The 20,079-nt window shown below is 65.5% G+C and carries 17 protein-coding genes; 16 read left to right on the top strand and 1 reads right to left on the bottom strand.

The features are described from left to right. The first annotated feature begins 11 nt into the window (after positions 1 to 11). The 13 genes from B5X78_RS04255 (at position 12) to rfbD (ending at position 12,466) form a co-directional block, all read left to right on the top strand. Complete coding sequence (locus B5X78_RS04255; RefSeq protein WP_079723216.1) at positions 12 to 941, top strand: formylglycine-generating enzyme family protein; 930 nt, start codon at positions 12 to 14, stop codon at positions 939 to 941. Between the two features lie 63 nt (positions 942 to 1,004). Then, positions 1,005 to 1,364, top strand: a complete 360-nt coding sequence (locus B5X78_RS04250; protein ID WP_229731029.1) for a DUF1622 domain-containing protein — start codon at positions 1,005 to 1,007, stop codon at positions 1,362 to 1,364. A gap of 104 nt (positions 1,365 to 1,468) precedes the next feature. Further along, positions 1,469 to 2,473 (top strand): SphA family protein, encoded by a 1,005-nt coding sequence (locus tag B5X78_RS04245; protein WP_176140771.1) that lies wholly within the window; start codon positions 1,469 to 1,471, stop codon positions 2,471 to 2,473. Positions 2,474 to 2,507: 34 nt separating this feature from the next. Continuing rightward, positions 2,508 to 3,335, top strand: a complete 828-nt coding sequence (locus B5X78_RS04240; protein ID WP_079723214.1) for a DUF2092 domain-containing protein — start codon at positions 2,508 to 2,510, stop codon at positions 3,333 to 3,335. Between the two features lies 1 nt (position 3,336). Further along, positions 3,337 to 3,870, top strand: coding sequence for a hypothetical protein (locus tag B5X78_RS04235; RefSeq protein ID WP_079723213.1), 534 nt, complete (start codon positions 3,337 to 3,339; stop codon positions 3,868 to 3,870). A gap of 120 nt (positions 3,871 to 3,990) precedes the next feature. Continuing rightward, positions 3,991 to 4,539, top strand: a complete 549-nt coding sequence (locus B5X78_RS04230; RefSeq protein ID WP_079723212.1) for a DUF4136 domain-containing protein — start codon at positions 3,991 to 3,993, stop codon at positions 4,537 to 4,539. A 182-nt stretch (positions 4,540 to 4,721) separates the two neighbouring features. After that, positions 4,722 to 7,229, top strand: coding sequence for a hypothetical protein (locus B5X78_RS04225; protein ID WP_079723211.1), 2,508 nt, complete (start codon positions 4,722 to 4,724; stop codon positions 7,227 to 7,229). Continuing rightward, the gene (locus tag B5X78_RS04220) at positions 7,226 to 8,479 is read left to right on the top strand and encodes a BamA/TamA family outer membrane protein (RefSeq protein WP_079723210.1); all 1,254 of its coding nucleotides are present in this window, start codon (positions 7,226 to 7,228) and stop codon (positions 8,477 to 8,479) included. The genes B5X78_RS04225 and B5X78_RS04220 overlap by 4 nt, the downstream gene beginning before the upstream one ends. A gap of 88 nt (positions 8,480 to 8,567) precedes the next feature. Next, positions 8,568 to 8,948, top strand: coding sequence for a hypothetical protein (locus B5X78_RS04215; RefSeq protein ID WP_139381398.1), 381 nt, complete (start codon positions 8,568 to 8,570; stop codon positions 8,946 to 8,948). Positions 8,949 to 9,058: 110 nt separating this feature from the next. Then, a complete protein-coding gene (gene rfbB, locus B5X78_RS04210) occupies positions 9,059 to 10,135 on the top strand; it encodes a dTDP-glucose 4,6-dehydratase (protein ID WP_079723208.1) in 1,077 nt (358 codons plus the stop codon). Then, positions 10,132 to 11,019, top strand: a complete 888-nt coding sequence (gene rfbA / locus B5X78_RS04205) for a glucose-1-phosphate thymidylyltransferase RfbA (RefSeq protein ID WP_079723207.1) — start codon at positions 10,132 to 10,134, stop codon at positions 11,017 to 11,019. Before rfbB ends, rfbA begins: the two co-directional genes overlap by 4 nt. Then, complete coding sequence (gene rfbC / locus B5X78_RS04200) at positions 11,016 to 11,573, top strand: dTDP-4-dehydrorhamnose 3,5-epimerase (RefSeq protein ID WP_079723206.1); 558 nt, start codon at positions 11,016 to 11,018, stop codon at positions 11,571 to 11,573. The genes rfbA and rfbC overlap by 4 nt, the downstream gene beginning before the upstream one ends. Then, complete coding sequence (rfbD, locus tag B5X78_RS04195; protein WP_079723205.1) at positions 11,570 to 12,466, top strand: dTDP-4-dehydrorhamnose reductase; 897 nt, start codon at positions 11,570 to 11,572, stop codon at positions 12,464 to 12,466. The genes rfbC and rfbD overlap by 4 nt, the downstream gene beginning before the upstream one ends. Positions 12,467 to 12,470: 4 nt before the next feature. On the opposite strand, the gene B5X78_RS04190 is transcribed toward rfbD, so the two are convergent. Beyond that, complete coding sequence (locus B5X78_RS04190) at positions 12,471 to 14,294, bottom strand: peptide MFS transporter (protein ID WP_079723204.1); 1,824 nt, start codon at positions 14,292 to 14,294, stop codon at positions 12,471 to 12,473. Positions 14,295 to 14,471: 177 nt separating this feature from the next. Between B5X78_RS04190 and B5X78_RS04185 the strand changes: the two genes are divergently transcribed. The 3 genes from B5X78_RS04185 (at position 14,472) to B5X78_RS04175 (ending at position 20,007) form a co-directional block, all read left to right on the top strand. After that, positions 14,472 to 16,427: an OPT family oligopeptide transporter gene (locus B5X78_RS04185; RefSeq protein WP_079723203.1), complete on the top strand. Its 1,956-nt coding sequence runs from the start codon at positions 14,472 to 14,474 to the stop codon at positions 16,425 to 16,427. A 166-nt stretch (positions 16,428 to 16,593) separates the two neighbouring features. Beyond that, positions 16,594 to 18,660, top strand: a complete 2,067-nt coding sequence (locus B5X78_RS04180; protein ID WP_079723202.1) for a S9 family peptidase — start codon at positions 16,594 to 16,596, stop codon at positions 18,658 to 18,660. Positions 18,661 to 18,756: 96 nt separating this feature from the next. Continuing rightward, positions 18,757 to 20,007: a DUF819 family protein gene (locus B5X78_RS04175; RefSeq protein ID WP_079723201.1), complete on the top strand. Its 1,251-nt coding sequence runs from the start codon at positions 18,757 to 18,759 to the stop codon at positions 20,005 to 20,007. The last annotated feature ends 72 nt before the right edge of the window (positions 20,008 to 20,079 follow it).

Below are 20,079 nucleotides of genomic sequence, written 5' to 3'. Positions count from 1 at the left end.
AGGAGGCGCCAATGTGCGGAGCCATTGACAGCATGGTGGAGTTGCCCGGCGGCGTGTTCCGCATGGGCTCGGATGCGCATTACCCGGAAGAACGGCCCGCACACAAGGTGCGCGTGGGGCCGTTCCGGATCGACGCCACGCCTGTCACCAACCGCAATTTTTCCCGATTCGTTGAAGCCACCGGCTACGTCACCGCAGCCGAGCGCCCGGCACGGGCCGAGGACTATCCCGGGGCTGACCCCGCCATGCTGGCGCCGGCGTCCGTGGTGTTCGCACAGACCGCCGGTCCGGTGGATCTGCGCAACCATTTCCAGTGGTGGCGTTACGTGCAGGGTGCCGACTGGCGCCATCCGCAGGGTCCGGAGTCGTCCATTGCCGACAAGCTGGATCATCCCGTGGTGCACGTGACCATCGATGATGCGCTGGCCTACGCACACTGGGTCGGCAAGGATCTTCCGAGCGAGGCGGAATGGGAATTCGCCGCGCGCGGTGGCCGCGAGGGCGACAGCGAATTCGCCTGGGGAGACGAGCTGGTGCCCGACGGTCGCTACCAGGCCAATTTCTGGCAGGGCGAATTTCCCTGGCAGAACCTGCAGAGCGATGGCCATGCAGGGACTTCCCCGGTAGGCGCGTTCCCGGCCAACGGCTACGGCCTGTTCGACATGATTGGCAATGTCTGGGAATGGACGAGCGACTGGTACCAGACCCATGACCAGCTGCCGGGCAAGCCCTGTTGCACGCTGGAAAATCCGCGCGGCGGAACCGCCGATAAAAGTGCCGATGCACGCGCCAACGTGGCCATTCCACGGCGCGTCATGAAGGGCGGCTCGCACCTGTGCGCACCCAATTACTGCCGGCGCTATCGTCCTGCGGCGCGCATGGCGCAGCCCGTGGACACATCCACGTGCCATGTCGGCTTCCGCTGCATCATCCGGCTTTGAGCCGGCCCATACGCATCCTCCTTCTGCATTGCGCGAGGTGACAAGGTGTTGAGGGAATGGCTGGTGACCGCGTCCGAGCCGGCGATCGTGCTGATCGACGGCATTGCGATGCTGGTGATTCTGTACGCCACGTTGCGCGCGTTCGTCCAGGTGGTGTTGATGGGCGTGCTTCGCCGCAGCGACGGGCATCACCGGCGCAGCCTGTGGCTGGACTACGGCCGCTGGCTGGTGGCGGGCCTGACCTTCCAGCTGGCGGCCGACATCATCGAGTCTTCGGTGGTGCCCACCTGGGAAGGGATCGGTCAACTGGGCGCCATCGCAGTCATCCGGACGTTCCTGAACTATTTTCTGGAACGCGATATCACCGAAGTGCGCGAGCGGGATCGAGGCGGTCACGAGGCACCCCGTGACGAGCCCGCCTGAATGCCACCGTCGACGCCGTCCCCATTATGAATTGCAAAGGCGTTCGCGCAGGTATTAGAAAAATCCTGTCGACGCATCCAATCCGTTTCTGTCAGGAGAGCGCCATGTACCAAGCCACGCAGAGCTTGCATTGCACGCGAAGCCACCGGATGGGCAGGGCAGCGTCGAAGCACTGGACGCTGGGCATTGCAGCTGCGGGACTGCTTTTCGCCAGCCAGTCCAACGCCACCGAGGGCGCGCTGGGAAGGCCGATTACCGGCATGCAGATCACGCCCTATGCCGGCGTCATTCCGCCGGCGCCGGGTTTGCAATGGTCAGTCAGCTACATCTATTACGACGGCGAGATTTCCGCATCGCGTCCCGCGCCGATTGCAGGGCAGCTGGGCCTGGGGCTCGAAGCCGAAGCCTCGCTGAGCATGCTCACCGGCGTCTATATCTGGCCCACCAAGGCGGGTCGCTGGAACTTCGCCAGCATGGCGTCGCTGCCGTATATCGATCTGGGCACCCAGGTCGATCTGCAGGCCGGGCCCCTGCAGCGCCGCGTCAACCAGAACACCGGCAACCTCTATGACTTCTACTTCGCACCGGTGCTGGCCAGCTTCCACATCGACCAGGTGCGGCACCTTTCGTTCGGTGTCTATATCTTCGCGCCCACCGGCAACTACGATCCCAACCGCATCGCCAATGCCGGCCTCAATGTCTGGACCTATTCGCCGACGTTTGCCTATACCCAGCTGATGCAGAAGGGCACGCTGGAATTCTCGGTGCAGGCTGCCACCGACTGGTACAGCAAGAACGACGACACCAACTACGAGAACGGCGTGGTGTTCCGCAGCGAGGCCTTGCTGATCAAGCGCACCGCCAGTGGCTGGGGCATCGGTGGCGTGGTGGGGTGGATTGAACAGCTGGAGGACGACAAGGGTCCGCTGGCGGATCGCCTCAATGGGTTCAAGGGGCGTTCGCTGGGCGCGGGCCCGGTGATCACCTACAGCAAGAAATGGAAGGGCGGTGAACATGTCGACCTGACCTTCCGCTATGTCAGCGAGTTCAGCGTGAAGAACCGCTTCGAAGGCGATCCGTTGAGCCTGAGCGTGGGCTTCGGATTCTGATGGCACTACGACAGGCTTCAAGGAGCCAGAAATCATGAGACCCCAATCGCATACCTACCCACTTGCGCGGCTCACCGCAGCCTTGCTGCTTGTGCTGCCGCTGACGCTGGCCGCCGCCGACCAGGCCAGCAAGAAAAAGGCAGCGCCTGCCCCCGCTGCGGCTGCCACCGATGCCGCCGTGGATCCGGCCGCCCTGGCCGCGCTGGATCGCATGGGTGAATCGCTGCGCAAGTTGCAGCAGTTCCAACTGGTATCCGATGCCAGCACCGATGTGGTGCTCGATACTGGCCAGAAGATCGAGCTGGACGGCCAGGTCACCTATCGCGTGCAGCGACCCAACCGCATGTTCGTCGAGATCAAGAGTGATCGCCGGCTGCGCCAGCTGTTCTACGACGGCAACACCATGACCGTGTATTCGCCCAAGCTGAAGTACTACGCCAGCGTCGACAACGTGGGCAAGACGCTGGGCGAACTGGCGATTACCGCCCAGCAGGACTACGGCATCGAGTTTCCGCTGGCCGACCTGTTCTTCTGGGGCACCGAACATGTGTCGCGCGATGCCATCAAAGGTGCCCTGTATGTGGGGCCCGGCACGCTCGACGGCGAGGCGGTGGATCAGTACGCCTTCCGCCAGGAGGGCGCGGACTGGCAGCTCTGGTTGTCCAAAGCCAGCGCCTTGCCGCAGAAGTTGATCATCACCAGCCTGGATGATCCGTCCATGCCACAGTACGAAGCGCGGCTGCACTGGAACACCCGGGCCACCGCGGACGCCAAGAGCTTCACCTTCAGCCCGCCAGACGATGCCAAGCGCATCGAGATTATCCCCATCAACGTGGCGGTCATTGAATCGGAGGGCAATTGAGATGAAGACCCCGACCTTATCGAGCCTGGCCTGTGCGGCCGCGCTCACCTTGTTGGCGGGACTGGCGGTAATCCCCGATGCCGTGGCCCAGCACGCCCGCGGCGGTGGGAGCGCCGGTCACGCGCGCGCTTCCGCGCACAGCAGCGTCAACCGTCCCGCGGGTGGACAGAACCGTGCGACGACAAGTAGCCACAACGTCACGCGCAACCAGGGGAGCGCGACCAACCGCAACGTCAGTCGCAGCGTCAACCGCGAACAGGACATCAATATCGATCGCAATGTGAGCGTCAACGTGGACTACGACGACCACAACCACTGGAACGATTGGGACGACCATCCCTTTGCGACGGCCGCGGCCGTGACGGCGGGCGTGGCGGTGACCTCGGCGGTGATCGGCTCCATCGTCAATTCGGTGCCGCCCAGCTGCGTGACCACGGTGGTCAACGGGATCGCCTATCAGCAGTGTGGAAGCACCTGGTACCAGCCCCAGTACTCCGGCACCAACGTGCAGTACATCGTGGTCAACGCGCCCTGAGGCCCGGGCCTGCGTAGTTTTTCTAGCCGGTTACCGTAGAAATTCGCATGGTCAGTGGCGACCGCAGGGCCTACCGTCGCCATTGACCCCACGCTTCATGTCGACTCCAAGGAGACGCAGATGAAAACCCCGATTCTCGCGGTGGTCCTGGCAGGCCTGGTGACGGCCTGCGCCAGCACACCGACGGTCAGCACCGATCACGATCCCAACGCCCAGTTCGGCAACTACAAGACCTATTCCTGGGCGATGAAGCCCGAGGGCGCCTCGCCATTGGCCCAGCAGCGCATCATCTCCGGTATCGAGAGCCGCCTGCAGGCCAAGGGACTGTCGCAGGTCGCCAGCGGCGGTGACCTGGCGCTGGCCGCGCATATCTCCAGCAGCACGAAGACCACACTGGACACCATGTACACCGGCACCGGCATGGGCGGTTGGGGATACCGCGGCGGTTGGGGCGGCGGCATCGGCATGGCGTCGTCCACCACCCAGGTGCGCAACTATCAGGTCGGTACCCTGATCGTCGATCTATTCGATGCCAAGACCCAGCAGGCAGTCTGGCGCGGCACCGCCTCGGGCACCGTGTCCAGTTCACCCGAGAAGAATTCGGCGGCCATCGATGCAGGCCTGGACAAGATGTTCGCCAGCTATCCCCCTGGCGCCGCCAGTCCGTAGTCCTTCTGGCCGATCGTCAAGGTCGTCCTTTCGCGCGGGTCCGGTTCCCCTCTCTCCACTGGTCCTCCCACCAGTTCGACCGGGCCCGCGCTCCCCATCGGCGTCAGCTGGCGCCTCCATGAGGTGGCAGCATGCAAAACCTTCGCGCCGTGGCAGCAACCGTTCTGCTCCTACTGTCTTCGGTGGCATACCAGCCAGCGCAGGCGGGTGCGGCGATCCTGGTCGGCCAAACGGCGCCCGCCTCGGCAGACGGCGGGGCCGCCATCGACGCGCGCCCGTTTCCACGCGATTTCACTGTCGATGGCGTGAGCTTCCAGATCCACCAGCCGCAGCTGGATCACTGGAGCGACAACCAACTCGCCGCGCATGCCGTCATGTCAGTCAAGACCGGCGTGCACTCCGGCGCCGACGGCAAGTCGCAGGACAGCCAGGATTACGGCGTGCTCGATTTCAGCGCCCGCACCGAAGTGGACAAGGATGCGCGCGCGGTCGTGCTGACCGACATCCGCATCACCGAGGCCAACTTTCCGGCCGCCAGTGGCCAGCGTGACAAATACCTGGCCCTCGCGCGCAAGCAATTGCAGGGCAAACGTTCGCTGACGGTGGGCCTGGACCAGCTCGAATCGGCGCTGGCCATCGCCGAGGTGGATCGCAAAACCTCCACGCTGAGCGTACGCAACGATCCGCCCGAGATCCTGTTCACCACCGAACCGGCCGTGCTGGTGTTGGTGGATGGACAACCCGCGCTCAAACCCAGCGGAACCGCCGGCGTGCAGCGGGTGATCAACAGCCGTTCGCTGCTGCTGCAACAAGACGGCAAGTACTACATGAAGCTGGGCGCACACTGGGCCAGCGCGAGCTCGCTCACTGGGCCATGGAGCGCCAGCAGCGCCAACGCCGGCCTGACCGCGGCGGCCAGCCAGGCCGAACAGACCCGCCAGGTGGATGCCATGGATACGCCGCCGGACGCACTCAAGCAGGTGCTGGACGCCGGCAAGTTGCCGGAGGTGTATGTGCGCACCCGGCCGGCCGAACTCATCACCGTGCAGGGCGAGCCGGAATTCCTCGCCATCCCGGGCACCCGGCTCAGTTACATCAACAACACCGGCGCCGATGTGTTCGTGGATGCCGCCGCCGACAACGCCTGGTATGTGCTGGTGTCGGGGCGCTGGTTCACTGCCGCCGGCAGCAAGGGGCCGTGGCGCTACGTCTCACCGCGACAATTGCCGCTGGACTTCGGCAAGATTCCGCCGGACAGCCCCAAGAGTGGCGCGCTGGCTTCGATTCCGGGCACGCCCGAATCGCGCGAATCGCTGATCGCCAATGACATCCCGCAAACAGCCACCGTCAACAAGGCGCAGGCCAAACTGCAGGTGAGCTACGACGGCGCGCCCCAGTTCGCGCCCATTGCCGGAACACCGCTGCAGTACGCGCGCAATACGGCCGTTCCGGTGATCCGGGTGTCGGCCACCGATTTTTACGCCGTCGACAAGGGCATCTGGTTCACCGCGCCTTCCGCGCAGGGCGCCTGGGTGGTGGCGACCAAGGTGCCGGCCGTGATCTACACCATTCCCACCGACTCGCCGCTGCATTACGTCACCTACGTGCGCGTCTACGGCGGCAACGAAGACGAAGTCTACGTCGGCTACACGCCCGGCTATTACGGCACGGTCGTGACCGACAACGTAGTGGTGTACGGCACCGGCTACGCCTGCACGCCGTGGATCGGCGCCTACTGGTATGGCTGTCCGCTCACCTACGGCATGGGCGTTTACTTTGGCTGGAACGCCTGGGTGGGTTGGACGTTTGGCTGGGGCTGGGGCTGGTATGACGGTTGGTACGGTCCCTACAGCCCGTGGTGGGGGCCGTGGTATGGGCCGGCGTATCCGTGGGGCTGGTGGGGCGGCGGCGCCGCGGCCTGGAACGTATACGGCCACTGGGGCAATGCGGCCGTGCGCGGCACCGCCGCCGCATGGGCCGACCCGTGGACGGGCAACGTCGGTCGTGGCGCGCGCGGAGGCTTCTACAACCAGGCCACCGGCGGACGCGGCATGGGCCGCGCCGGCGTCAACACCAACATCTACACCGGCACGACCACCGCAGGCGCGCAGGGTATCCGCTACAACCCGCAAACCGGTCGCGTGGTGGCCGGCGGCGGCGCGGTGGCCGTCAATCCCTACACCGGCCAGGCGGCACGCGCGGGTGAACGCACGGTGGTCAATACCAACACCGGCCGCGTCACCCATGCCGAAGGCGGCGTGGTGGCCGGGCCCAACGGCGCGGCCGGCGCCGGCGGCTTCAATACGCAGGGGCCGCAGGGCGGTGACGCACGCGGCGCCGGTGGTTTCCACTACAACGCCGATACCGGCACCTTGCATCGCGGCGGCGTGGTCGACGTCAACGACAACATCTACGCCGGCCACGACGGCAACGTCTACCACTACGATAACGGCCAGTGGAACGAGGTCAACCGACCTGACAGTTCCAGGAACCTGAGCGGGCAGACGCGCGACAACCTGGATCGCGATCGCATGGCGCGTGAGCGAGGCGGCGAACGCATCAGTGGCCGCGAACCCACGCAAGTGCATTTCCCGCAGGGCGGCGCCAACATGCAGCGCCCGGTCGGTGGCTTCCGGCCGGCACTGGGCGGGGGCGGCATGCGCGGTGGCGGCGGATTCCGTCGCCGATGAAGGGCCATGCGTGGGTTGCGATCGCCGGCCGTGGCCTGGGCGCGCTGATCCTGCTGGGTAGCAGCGCGGTCGCCTGCGCGCAGCAGGTACCGGAAGCCACGCCCACCGAGGTCGCCGGCACGCAGGCCGGCGCGCAGAAGGTCGCCGACGCGAACCAGGACAAGCCGGGACTGATGACGCTGCTGCACGATCCGCAGGATCACAAGTTCGACATGTCGCGCTGGCTGCTGGAACACAAGGGTTTCCTGCCGGTGCCGATCGTCATCAGTGATCCCGCCGTTGGCTATGGCGGCGGTGTGGCGCTGGCGTTCTTCCACAAGCCCAAGGGCCAACCGTTGACCCGCACCACCAGCGACGGTCGCCAGCAGCTGATCCCTCCCAACATCTTCGGCGCCATGGCGCTGAAGACCGAGAACGGCAGCCACGCGTACGGCGCAGGCGCCATGCTGCATTTCAAGGAGGATCGCTGGCGCTACACCGGCGGGTTGGTCAAGGCGTCCTTCAACCTGGACTTCTACACACCGGGCACCTTCATCGAAGCCCTGCCGATTGGCTACAACGTCGATGGCCTGGCTTCGTTTCAAAAGGTCTCGCGTCGGCTGGGCAGCCAGGATCTGTATCTGGGTCTGAGCTGGACCTACATGGATCTGGATCTGGCGTTCGATGTGGATTCGGACAGCGACCGCTTCAGCGATGTCGAAAAATCCGACCGCAGTTCCGGCCTGGGCCTGTCACTGGAGTACGACCAGCGCGACAACCCGTTTACCCCGAGCAGTGGCTGGCTGGGGATGATCGAAGGCAATTTCTATGGCGAGGGCATTGGCGGCGATACCACCTTCCAGAGCTATCGCGCCCACACCTATGTCTACTGGCCGCTGCTCGATGACCGGCTGATCCTGGGCGGTCGGCTGGACGCGCGCTGGGCCAATGGCGACATTCCGTTCTATCGGCTGCCCTACATCGATCTGCGCGGCATTGGTTCGGCCCGCTACCAGGACACGCGCGCCAGCACCGCGGAAACCGAAGTGCGCTACAACCTGACCCAGCGCTGGGCCTTGATTGGCTTTGCCGGCGCCGGCCGAACGTGGGGACGCCGGGGCAGTTTCTCCGACGCCACCAGCCAGGTCGCCAAGGGCGCCGGCTTCCGTTATCTCATTGCGCGCAAGTTGGGCCTGTACACGGGTCTGGACTACGCCTGGGGACCGGAGGACGAGACGTTCTACATCCAGGTCGGCAGCGCTTGGCGATGAGCGGCCCAGTACATTTACCGAGGCGACGCCGCTGGAAATCCGCCAGTTCGCCCGCGCATGCTTGATCCATCAACCAGGAGATACACCCATGACATCCCGCCTCCGACTGCTTGCCCTGTTTCTGCTGATGCTGCCGTTGGCTGCGCTGGCCGATGGCCCCTCCAACAAGTGGCGCATCCAGCTCAACCACAGCGCCAAGGTCGACGGTGAAGTCGAGCTTGCGTTCACTCCCAAGGGCGCCACGGCGACGTCAGTGGTCGTCAAGATACCCGCGGGTACCCATGAGAACCAGGCCGCGCGCCTGATCCGCGATGCCATCCGTACGCAGTTCGGCAAGTCGGTGTACAAGACCGAGATCGACGACGGCGAAGATGTGCTGGTCAAGACGCGCGGCAGTACTCCCAACGTTGAAATCGTGGTGGTCCGCAACACTGCCGAAGGCCTGGGCGTGAATCTGGATCGCGAATAAGCCGCCGTTCCGATGAACCGGACGCCCGGCCCAGGCCGGGCGTTTTCTTGTCCACGCGGAGCGTGGGGTATCATCTCGCGCGTTCATGACGGGTAGGCAGGGAGTGCAGTGTGGCCACGTGGCTGGTGACGGGCGGCGCAGGTTTCATCGGCGGCAATTTCGTGCTGCGGGCCGTGGCGGCAGGCGGCCGCGTGGTCACGCTCGACGCGCTGACCTACGCCGGCAACCGTGACACGCTGGCGTCGCTGGAAGGGCATCCGGATCACCTGTTCGTGCAGGGCGACATCGGCGATCGCCCTCTGGTGGCGGAACTGCTGACCCGGCATCGCCCGCAGGCCGTGCTCAATTTTGCCGCCGAGACCCACGTCGATCGTTCCATCGACGGGCCCGCTGCCTTCATCCAGACCAACGTGGTCGGCACGCTGGCGCTGCTGGAAGCCACCCGCGATCATTGGCGCGCACTGCCCGAGCCGGAGCGCAGCGCGTTTCGCTTTCTGCACGTGTCCACCGACGAGGTCTACGGCTCACTTGGTGACACGGGCAGCTTCAGCGAGACCACCGCTTACGCGCCCAACTCGCCGTATGCCGCGTCCAAGGCCGCTTCGGATCATCTGGTCCGCGCCTTCCACCATACCTACGGCCTGCCGACGCTTACGACCAACTGCTCGAACAACTACGGGCCGTACCATTTCCCGGAAAAACTCATCCCGCTGGTGATCCAGCGCGCCCTGGCGAACCAGGACCTGCCGGTATACGGCGATGGCGGCCAGGTGCGCGACTGGTTGTATGTGGAAGACCATTGCGACGCCTTGCGCGTCGTACTGGCACAGGGGCGGGTGGGGCAGACCTACAACGTGGGTGGCAATGCCGAACGCCGCAACATCGAGGTGGTGCACGCGATCTGCGATCTGCTGGATCAGAAGCAGCCGCGCGCCGATGGTCGTTCGTACCGCGAGCAGATCGCCTTTGTCGCCGATCGCCCGGGCCATGACCGCCGCTACGCGATTGACGCGGACAAGCTGCGCTCGGAACTGGGCTGGCAGCCGCGCCACGATTTCGAACAGGGCATCGCGCGGACGGTGGACTGGTATCTGCACAACCAGGCGTGGGTAAGCCGCGCGCTGGACGGAAGCTACCGGCTCGAGCGCATCGGCGCCGCCGCCCCGCACCCAGGAAGCAAGGCATGAGCACGCGCAAGGGCATCATTCTGGCAGGCGGCTCCGGCACGCGGCTGTATCCGATCACCCAGGCCATCAGCAAGCAATTGCTGCCGGTCTACGACAAGCCGATGATCTACTACCCGCTCAGCGTGCTGATGCAGGCAGGCATCCGCGAAGTCCTGATCATCAATACCCCGCACGAGCAGGCGCTGTTCCGCAACCTGCTGGGCGATGGGTCGCAGTGGGGCATGCGCATCGACTATGCCGTGCAGCCCAGCCCGGATGGCCTGGCGCAGGCCTATCTGATTGGCCGCGATTTCGTCGCCGGGCAACCCAGCTGCCTGGTGCTGGGCGACAACATCTTCCACGGCCATGGCTTTGGCGACATCCTGCGGCGCGCCAACGCGCGCGAGCACGGCGCCACCGTGTTCGGTTACTGGGTGCGTGACCCGGGTCGTTACGGCGTCGCCGAATTCGACAGCTCCGGGCGCGTGATCGGCATCGAAGAAAAGCCGGAGCATCCACGTTCCAACTACGCGGTGACGGGCCTGTATTTCTACGATGGCCGTGCCAGCGATTACGCTGCCGAACTGAAACCCTCCGCACGCGGCGAGCTGGAGATCACCGATCTCAACCGCCGTTACCTGCAGGACGGCGACCTGCACCTGGAGCCACTCGGACGCGGCTATGCGTGGCTGGACACCGGCACCTACCAGTCCTTGCTGGAAGCCGCCACGTTCATTGAAACCATCGAGGCGCGCCAGGGCTTGCGCGTGTGCTGCCCCGAGGAAATCGCCTATGACAATCGCTGGATCGATGCCGAGCAGTTGCAGCGGCTGGCCGCACCGCTGACCAAGAACGGTTACGGTGAATATCTGTTGTCGCTGCTGCAGCGGGGCGCTGTGCCGTGAAAGTGATTGAGACCAACCTGCCGGGCTGCGTGGTCATCGAACCGGCCGTGCATGGCGATGATCGCGGCTTCTTCTACGAAGCCTGGAACGCCGAACGTTTCGCCGCGCACGGCTTGCCGGACCGGTTCGTACAGAGCAACGTGTCCTCATCCACCCGCGGGGTGCTGCGCGGCCTGCATTACCAGTGGCCCAATCCGCAGGGCAAGCTGGTGAGCCTGCTGGAAGGCGAGGTCTATGACGTGGCGGTGGATATCCGTCGCGGGTCGCCGCATTTCGGTCGCTGGACGGCCGTCCTGCTGAGTGCCGGAAACAAACGTCACCTGTGGATTCCGGAAGGCTTCGCGCATGGCTTTGCCGTGTTGTCCGAACGCGCGGTGTTCAATTACCTGTGCACGGCCCCCTTTGATCGCGAGGCCGATGCCAGTATCCGCTGGAACGACGCCACCTTGGCGGTCGACTGGCCGATCAGCACGCCGATACTGTCGGCCAAGGATGAGCGCGCGCCGTGGCTCGAGGATGTGGCGCCCGAGCGGCTGCCGATCTACACGCCATGAAGATTCTCCTGCTCGGCGCCAATGGCCAGGTCGGACATGAACTGCGCCGCAGCCTGGCCACGCGGGCGCATGTGGTCGCCGCCACGCGCGACGGACGACTCGACGACGGCGGCGAATGCGAAGTGGCCGATTTCGATGCACCCGATCAGTTGCCCCGGCTGGTCTCCCGAATCGCGCCTGACGTCGTGGTCAATGCCGCCGCCTACACGGCGGTCGATCGCGCCGAAGAGGATCCGGACGCGGCGTTCCGCACCAATGCGCATGCACCGGCCGCGCTGGCGCGGGCGTGTCTGGAAGCAGGCATCACCCTGGTCCATTACTCCACCGACTACGTGTTCGACGGCCAGGCGGCGCATCCCTACGACGAAAATCACGCCACCGCACCGCTGAGTGTCTACGGCGCGTCGAAGCTCGCGGGGGAACAGGCGATTCGCGACAGCGGCGCACGCCATCTGATCTTCCGCACGGCCTGGGTCTACGGCACGCGAGGTCGCAACTTCCTGCTGGCCATGTTGCAGCGCGCCCGCCAGGGCGAAGCGCTGCGCGTGGTGGCCGATCAGTACGGCACGCCCACGCCGGCCTGGCTGATTGCCGATGTCACCGCACGCGTGCTCGCCGAGCATCCGCACGCCGAAGGCACGTATCACCTCACCGCCAACGGCGGCACCCACTGGCAGGGCTTCGCACAGACGCTGTTGAATGAGGCCGCGGTGCTCGGCCTGCTCGCGCAGGCGCCGAGCGTCACGCCGATTCGCAGCGTGGATTACCCCACGCGCGTCACGCGCCCCAGCTACTCGCGGCTGGACAACAGCAAGCTGCAGAACCTGCTGGGCGAGGAACTGCCCGAGTGGACGACGGCGCTGGATCGCGTGCTGGAGTCGTTGCGCCGCTAGCGGCTCAATGCACGCCGTGCATCATCCGCCGCAGCAGCGGCGAGAACAGCAACGCGATGATGCCGCAGCCAATCCCGATGCCGGTCATCAACCAGAACAGGTCGGCGTACTTGGCGGCGGCATCGGCGACGATTATCGTCTCGCCCTCCGGTACCTCGATCGCCGCCAGTTTGCCGAACAACGCGGCCAGCGCTTCGGAAAACGCCGTGGCCAGGAACCAGGTGCCCATCATCAGGCTCACCACGCGCGGCACCGACAGCTGGGTCACCGCCGACAGGCCGACAGGTGACAGGCACATCTCGCCGATCTCCAGCACCAGGTAGGCCAGCACCAGCCACCAGACGCTGGCCAGTTGCCCGTCCATGCCGACCAGTTTGGCCGCCCAGGCCATCGGGATGAAGGACAGGCCGGCAATGATCAGACCCAGCGAGGACTTGAACGGTTTGGAAGGATCCCGGCCACGTCGGCCCAACCACGCCCACAGCGCGGCAAACAACGGTGCCAGCACCACCAGGAAGAACGCGCCCAGGTAGGTCAGCGAACCGGCGGTCTGCGGCAACACCACGCAGTCGCGCACCAGGAACAGCAGCATCAGCAGTACCACCGCCACGAAGATCTGCCGCGGCAGCCGCGAGTTGGGCCGCTGATCCGACCACTGCGCCGCCACCACGAAACCCAGCGGCGCCAGCAGCAGCGACCAGGTCGACCACGGCGCACGCGCCAGGAAGGTGATCACATCGCGCGCCCAGTCACCGCTCCAGATCACCGTGGCCTGCGCCTGCACCAGCGAGGGCACCACGTCCTTGGTCATCATCCGATCGGTGAAGGTGACCCACGAGCCATAGGTCTGCTCGTACAGGGTAAAGAACACCAGCGCCATGAATATCATCGCCATCAGCGCGAGCATCTGCTGCCGCTGCACCGGCGTGCATTGGGTGGCGAGGAACCAGGCGAACCAGCCCAGCACCACCGCCAACACCAGCAGCATCAGCATCAACGCCAGCGAGATTTCGCCGCCCAGGGCAAACGCGCCATTGGCGGCGGCCCACATCAACCAGGCCACCGGCAGCACGCCGACCAGGGCGATGGCATAGATCAACCATTCGCGCGGCACGCCGAGGACGCATTCGCGCAGGTATTGCGGTTGCGCGGGTTCGGCATGGCCATGCAGGTATTTCTGGCCCCACAGGAACATGCCCAGACCCAGCAGCATGCCGATGCCGGCCGCGCCGAAGCCGTAGCGCCAACCGAGCGTCTCGCCCAGATAGCCGCACACCAGCGAAGCAAACAAGGCACCCAGGTTGATGCCGGCATAGAACAGGCTGAAACCGGCATCGCGGCGATTGTCTTCCGGCGCATACAGGCGCCCGACTATCGTGGAGATGTTCGGCTTCAGGAAACCCACGCCCATGATGATCAGCGCCAGCGAGAGGTAGGTGATGCGCAGCGAACCTTCATCGCGCGACACTACCCCGGCGGCGGCCGTGGCCGCGGTGCCTTCGAACGCCATGCCGATATGGCCGGCCACCAGCAACAGACCGCCAAACACCACCGCCTTGCGCATGCCCAGCCAGCGATCCGCCAGCACGCCGCCGATCACCGGGATGCAATAGACCATGCCGCCATAGGCGCCGAGCAGATCCAGGCCGGCCTTGTCGCCAAACAGGTGGTACTTGGTGAGGTACAGCAGCAGCAGCGCCTTCATCCCGTAAAAGGAAAAGCGCTCCCACATCTCGGTGAAGAAACAAATGTAGACGCCCTTGGGATGGCCCAGGAAGTCTTCGCGGGCGGGCAGGGGAGCGGTGAAATCGCTGACGGCGGAGGACATGGAATCACGGGCGGGAAAGGCCCGGCGAGTATAAGCGGCGGCGATTTGCCATCCCCCTTCTCCCTTCGGGGCAAGGCGCCCGCAGGGCGGACGGGGGTACGGCGGAGCCCATCAAACTGGACTTGCCCGGGCGTTGCCGATAGTTTGTCGGGCTTCCGTGAAACTGGAACCCGCTTCATGAATCAGGCCGCGTCGCCGCCCCAGCTAACCTTCCGAGCCGTCGTGCTGGCCATCGTGCTGGCGGTGGTCCTGTCCGCAGCCAACGCCTATCTGGGCCTGTTTGCCGGCCTGACCGTGGCCACCGCGATCCCCGCGGCCGTGGTCTCGATGGGCGTGTTGCGCCTGCTCGGCGGCGGCACCATCCTGGAAAACAACATCGTCCAGACCGGCGCCTCGGCGGGCTCGTCGATTGCCGCCGGCGTCATCTTCACCATCCCCGCGCTGGTGCTGATGGGCTACTGGCCGGACTTCAAGTACTGGTGGGTGCTCGGTATCGCCGGCCTCGGTGGCCTGCTCGGCGTGCTGTTCTCGGTGCCGCTGCGCCGTTCGATGATCGTCGAAGACCCGCTGCCCTTCCCGGAAGGCAAGGCCGCGGCCGAAGTGCTCAAGGCCGGTGAGAACCCCGGCCCGGGCCTGAAGATCCTCGGCATCTCCGCCGCGCTGGGTGCGCTGGTCAAGCTGTCGGCCGCCAGCGGCCTGCGGCTGATTCCGGACAGCTGGGCACAGGCCGGTTATTTCGCCAACGGCAAGCTGATTGGCTACATCGGCACCGGCCTGTCGCCGGCGCTGCTGGGCGTGGGCTACATCGTCGGCTTGAACGTGGGCATCGTGGTGTTGTCCGGCGCGGTGCTGTCCTGGCACATCGCCATTCCGATCTACAACGCCTTCTACCTGGGCAGCGATCCGGCGTTGGCGCAGAGTATTGCCGGTGCACCGGCGGCCGATGCCGCCTTCGCCATCTGGAGCGCCAAGGTGCGCTACCTGGGCGTGGGCGCGATGCTGGTGGGCGGCGTGTGGACGCTGTTCTCGCTGCGCAAGTCGCTGCTGGACGGCATCAAGAGTGGCTTTGCCGCTGCGCGCAAGGGCAGTGGCGTGGTCACCAGTGAAACCGAGCGCGACCTGCCGATGAAGTGGATGCTGGTGGCGCTGGTGCTGTTCGTGCTGCCGCTGCTGGGCCTGTACCAGGCCATCGTCGGCCAATGGCATGTCAGCGTGCCGATGACGATCATCATGATCGTGGCCGGCTTCCTGTTCGTCTCGGTGTCCGGTTATCTGGCCGGCCTGGTCGGTTCGTCCAACAACCCGGTGTCGGGCATCACCATCGCCACCATCCTGTTCGCCTCGGTGGTGTTGCTGTTCCTGCTCGGCAAGGACGGCAGCCTGCCGGCCGCGGGCAGCGCGGCGCCGCTGGGTGCGGTGGCCGCCATCATGATTGGCGCGGTGGTGTGCTGCGCTGCGGCAGTAGGAGGCGACAACCTGCAGGACCTGAAGACCGGCTACCTGGTCGGCGCCACCCCGTGGAAGCAGCAGTTGATGCTGGCCATCGGTGCGTTCTCCTGCGCGCTGATCATGGCGCCGGTGCTGAACCTGCTGGCCGAAGCCTATGGCATCGGCTCGCGTACGCTGCCGGCCCCGCAGGCCAACCTGATGGCGTCGGTGGCCAAGGGCCTGTTCGGTGGCCAGCTGCCGTGGACCATGATCGCCATCGGCGGCGTGGTCGGCGCGCTGGTGATCGCGCTGGACAACTGGCTGAAGTCGCGCGGCTCGCATTTCCGCGTGCCGGTGCTGGCGGCGGCCATCGGCATCTACCTGCCGCTGGAACTGATGGTGCCGATCTTCCTCGGCGGCCTGCTGGCTCATTTCGTCGAGCGCTTCCACAAGGTGCGCGTGGACGATGAGGAAGCCAAGGATCGCGTGCACCGTCCGGGCGTGCTGTTCTCGGCCGGCCTGATCACCGGCGAAGCGCTGATGGGTATCGCCATCGCGATTCCGATCGTGGTCACCACCAACCCGGAAGTGCTGGCGCTGCCGGTCAACCTGGGCGCATGGGCGCAGTGGGTCGGCCTGGCCGTGCTCGCCTTCGTCGGCCTGTGGCTGTATCGCACTGGCAAACGCGGCGAAGGCGCGGCGTAAGCCGCCCCCCGTTACGCACCTCAGGCGAAGGCGACCGCAAGGTCGCCTTCGTCGTTTCAGGCGTCCTGCCACGGCGGGCGAGTGGTTCCGTGACCTCCCGCCTTTGCGCCGGCCGCGCGTTACGGCCTAACATCGGGGTTTTCCTGCACGCCCGGAGATACCCGGAATGACCTTCCGACTTGCTGTTCTGCCTTTCTGCCTGCTCGCCACGCTGCCGGCGCTGGCCGCCACCCGCGGTCTGGATGTGCGCGACATGGCCGCGCTCGACCGGGTGTCTTCGCCGGTGCTCTCGCCGGACGGCGCCCATGTGGTCTTCGCCAAGCGCCAGATCGACAAGGAGCTGACCAAGGCCAGCACCGGCCTGTGGACGCGCAACCTGTTGACCCGCGACATGGGCCCGCCCAAGCGCCTGACCCCGGAAGGCTGGAACGTCAACTCGCCGAGCTACTCGCCGGACGGCAAGACGGTGTACTTCCTCAGCGGCAAGTCGGGCACGCAGCAGCTGTACGCGATCGCCGCTTCGGGCGGTGAACCGACCCAGCTGACCGCCTTCGTGCTGGATGTCGGCAGCTACCGCATCTCGCCCGATGGCAGCCGCGTGGCGTTCAGCGCCGACACCTTCGCCGACTGCAAGGCCGACTTCGCCTGCACGCAGAAGAAGCTCGACGCCACGGCCGCCAGGAAGGCCAGCGGCGTGGTCTACGACAACATCTTCGTGCGCCACTGGGACACCTGGGCCGATGGCCGTCGCAGCCGTTTGTTCGTCGCCGCATTGCCGGCGGCCGGCAAGACCGTGGCCAGTGCTGTCTCGCTGACCGACACGCTCGATGGCGACGCGCCGTCCAAGCCGTTTGGTGGCTCGGACGAATACACCTGGTCGCCGGACGGCGCGACGATCGTCGCCAGCCTGCGCGTGCAGCCCAAGGGCGAGCCGTGGTCGACCAACTTCGATCTGTATCGCCTGCAGGCCGACGGCAGCGCCGCGCCGGTCAATCTGACCGCGGCCAACCCCGCCTGGGATACCGGCCCGGTGTTCAGCGCCGACGGCAAGACCCTGTACTACCGTGCGATGAAGCGCCCGGGTTTTGAAGCCGACCGCTTCGCGCTGATGGCGATGGACGCCAACGGCGGCGCCGCGCGCGAAATCGCCGCGAACTGGGACAGCTCGGCCGACGGCATCACCTTGTCGGCGGACGGCAAGAGCGTCTACACCACCGCGCAGGACATGGGCGAACACCCGCTGTTCCGTGTCGACATCGCCAGCGGCAAGGCGGAAAAGCTGATCGGCAACGGCAGCATTTCCGCGTTCGAGATCGCCGGCAACACGCTCGCCTTTACCCGCAACTCGCTGAAGAGCGGTGACCAACTGTTCACCACCTCGCTGGAAGCCGGCGCGCCCGAGCGCGCGATCACCCCCAGCGCGCAGGAGGTGCTGAAGGACGTCGCGTTCGGCGACTTCGAGCAGTTCAACTTCAAGGGCTGGAACAACGAGACCGTGCACGGCTACGTGGTCAAGCCGTACAACTACCAGCCGGGCAAGAAGTATCCGGTGGCGTTCCTGATCCACGGTGGTCCGCAGGGCAGCTTCGGCAATGGCTGGAGCTACCGCTGGAACCCGCAGACTTACGCGGGCCAGGGCTACGCGGTGGTGATGATCGATTTCCACGGCTCCACCGGTTACGGCCAGGCGTTCACCGATGCGATCAGCCAGCACTGGGGGGATCGCCCGCTCGAGGATCTGCAGAAGGGCTGGGCCGCGGCGCAGCAGAAGTACAGCTTCCTCAATGGCGACAAGGCCTGCGCGTTGGGCGCCAGCTACGGCGGCTTCATGGTCAACTGGATCGCCGGCAACTGGAACTCGCCGTGGAAGTGCCTGGTCAACCACGACGGCGTGTTCGATCAACGCATGATGGGTTACGCCACCGAAGAACTGTGGTTCACCGAGTGGGAGCAGGGCGGCACGCCGTATGCCGTGGCCGCGAACTATGAGAAGTTCAACCCGGTCAACCACGTCAAGGACTGGAAGAAGCCGATGCTGGTGATCCATGGCCAGCTCGACTACCGCATCCCGGTGGAGCAGGGCCTGGCGGCGTTCACCGCCAACCAGCGCCAGGGCATCGAGTCGAAGTTCCTGTACTTCCCCGATGAAAACCACTGGGTGCTCAAGCCGCAGAACAGCCTGCTGTGGCATGACACCGTCAACGCCTGGCTGAAGCAGCACATCGGCGAGTAAGCACGCACGGCGCGCCGGATTCCCGGCGCGCCGTCTTTCTGTCCGTGTGGCGGGGATGCCGCGCGCACAGCTTCATGCAAGCAAGGGGAATCGCCGATGGCGGTCGAAGCCAGCACCGCGTTCATCAGCAATGACATCATCGTCTTCGGCCTGATCGCCGCCACCCTGGGCGTGATCTTCTGGACGTCCAGCAGCAGCAACCGCCACCTGCAGAAGTTCTACAGTTTCGTGCCGGCATTGCTGCTGTGCTATTTCATCCCGGGTCTGTACAACACCTTCGGTCTGATCGACGGCGAGCACACCTCGCTGTACAACCCGATCGCGCGTGACGTGTTCCTGCCCGCCGCACTGGTGCTGCTGACCCTGAGCATCGACATCAAGGGCATCCTGGGACTGGGCTGGAAGATGCTGGCCATGTACGTCGCCGCGGTGCTGAGCATCATGCTGGGCGCGGTGGTGGCGTTCCAGCTGATGGCCTGGTTCCATCCGGAGACCGTGGCCGGCGACACCTGGGCCGGCATGGCCGCATTGGCCGGCAGCTGGATCGGCGGCGGCGCCAACATGCTGGCGATGAAGGAAATCTTCGAGGTCAATTCCACCACCTTCGGCCAGTTCGCGGTGGTCGATGTCGGCGTGGGCTATGTGTGGATGGCGGTGCTGATTTTCTGCGCGGCACGCGCGCAACGCATCGATCAGCGCAGCGGCGCCGACACATCGGCCATTGACGACCTGCGTGATCGCATCGCCAGTTACCAGGCGCAGCATGCACGCATCCCGACCCTGGCGGACCTGATGATCCTGGCCGGCGTGGCGTTCGGTGCAGTGGGCCTGGCGCATGCGCTGGCTTCGCCGCTGTCGACGTGGTTTGCCGCGAATGTGTCGTGGTCGTCCACGGTGAGCCTGGACAAGCCGTTTGTGTGGGTGGTGTTGCTGGCCACCGCCGTCGGCCTGCTGTTGAGCTTCACCCGCGCGCGCACGCTGGAAGGCGCCGGTGCATCCAAGTGGGGCTCGCTGTTCCTGTACTTCCTGATTGCCTGCATCGGCATGCAGATGGATCTGTTGGCCTTGCTGGAGCGCCCGTGGCTGTTCCTGCTCGGCGTGCTGTGGATCGCCGTGCACATCGTGTTGCTGTGGATGGTCGGCAAACTCTTGCGCGTACCGTTCTTCTATTTCGCGATTGCGTCGCAGAGCAATATCGGTGGCCCGGCCTCGGCGCCGGTGCTGGCCAGCGCCTTCCACCCTGCGCTGGCGCCGGTGGGTGTGCTGCTGGGTACGCTGGGTTATGCGACGGGTACTGGCGCTGCCTACGTGGTCGGCATCACCCTGCGCGCAATGGCGGGGCAGTAACGCCGCCAAGCCTCAGCCCCTCCTACGAAAGGCCGGAAATCGAAAAAAAAAAGCGAAGCCATTGGCTTCGCC

It is taken from the genome of Pseudoxanthomonas indica (genome assembly GCF_900167565.1).
GTDB classification, from domain to species: domain Bacteria; phylum Pseudomonadota; class Gammaproteobacteria; order Xanthomonadales; family Xanthomonadaceae; genus Pseudoxanthomonas_A; species Pseudoxanthomonas_A indica.
This window is presented reverse-complemented; position numbering and strand designations above follow the sequence as displayed.

Bases quoted from the DNA above. Each gene is read 5' to 3' on its own strand.
- B5X78_RS04255 (WP_079723216.1), top strand. From the start codon at position 12: ATGTGCGGAGCCATTGACAGCATGGTGGAGTTGCCCGGCGGCGTGTTC.
- B5X78_RS04245 (WP_176140771.1), top strand. From the start codon at position 1,469: ATGTACCAAGCCACGCAGAGCTTGCATTGCACGCGAAGCCACCGGATG.
- B5X78_RS04240 (WP_079723214.1), top strand. From the start codon at position 2,508: ATGAGACCCCAATCGCATACCTACCCACTTGCGCGGCTCACCGCAGCC.
- B5X78_RS04235 (WP_079723213.1), top strand. From the start codon at position 3,337: ATGAAGACCCCGACCTTATCGAGCCTGGCCTGTGCGGCCGCGCTCACC.
- B5X78_RS04230 (WP_079723212.1), top strand. From the start codon at position 3,991: ATGAAAACCCCGATTCTCGCGGTGGTCCTGGCAGGCCTGGTGACGGCC.
- B5X78_RS04220 (WP_079723210.1), top strand. From the start codon at position 7,226: ATGAAGGGCCATGCGTGGGTTGCGATCGCCGGCCGTGGCCTGGGCGCG.
- B5X78_RS04215 (WP_139381398.1), top strand. From the start codon at position 8,568: ATGACATCCCGCCTCCGACTGCTTGCCCTGTTTCTGCTGATGCTGCCG.
- rfbA (WP_079723207.1), top strand. From the start codon at position 10,132: ATGAGCACGCGCAAGGGCATCATTCTGGCAGGCGGCTCCGGCACGCGG.
- rfbD (WP_079723205.1), top strand. From the start codon at position 11,570: ATGAAGATTCTCCTGCTCGGCGCCAATGGCCAGGTCGGACATGAACTG.
- B5X78_RS04190 (WP_079723204.1), bottom strand. From the start codon at position 14,294: ATGTCCTCCGCCGTCAGCGATTTCACCGCTCCCCTGCCCGCCCGCGAA.
- B5X78_RS04185 (WP_079723203.1), top strand. From the start codon at position 14,472: ATGAATCAGGCCGCGTCGCCGCCCCAGCTAACCTTCCGAGCCGTCGTG.
- B5X78_RS04180 (WP_079723202.1), top strand. From the start codon at position 16,594: ATGACCTTCCGACTTGCTGTTCTGCCTTTCTGCCTGCTCGCCACGCTG.
- B5X78_RS04175 (WP_079723201.1), top strand. From the start codon at position 18,757: ATGGCGGTCGAAGCCAGCACCGCGTTCATCAGCAATGACATCATCGTC.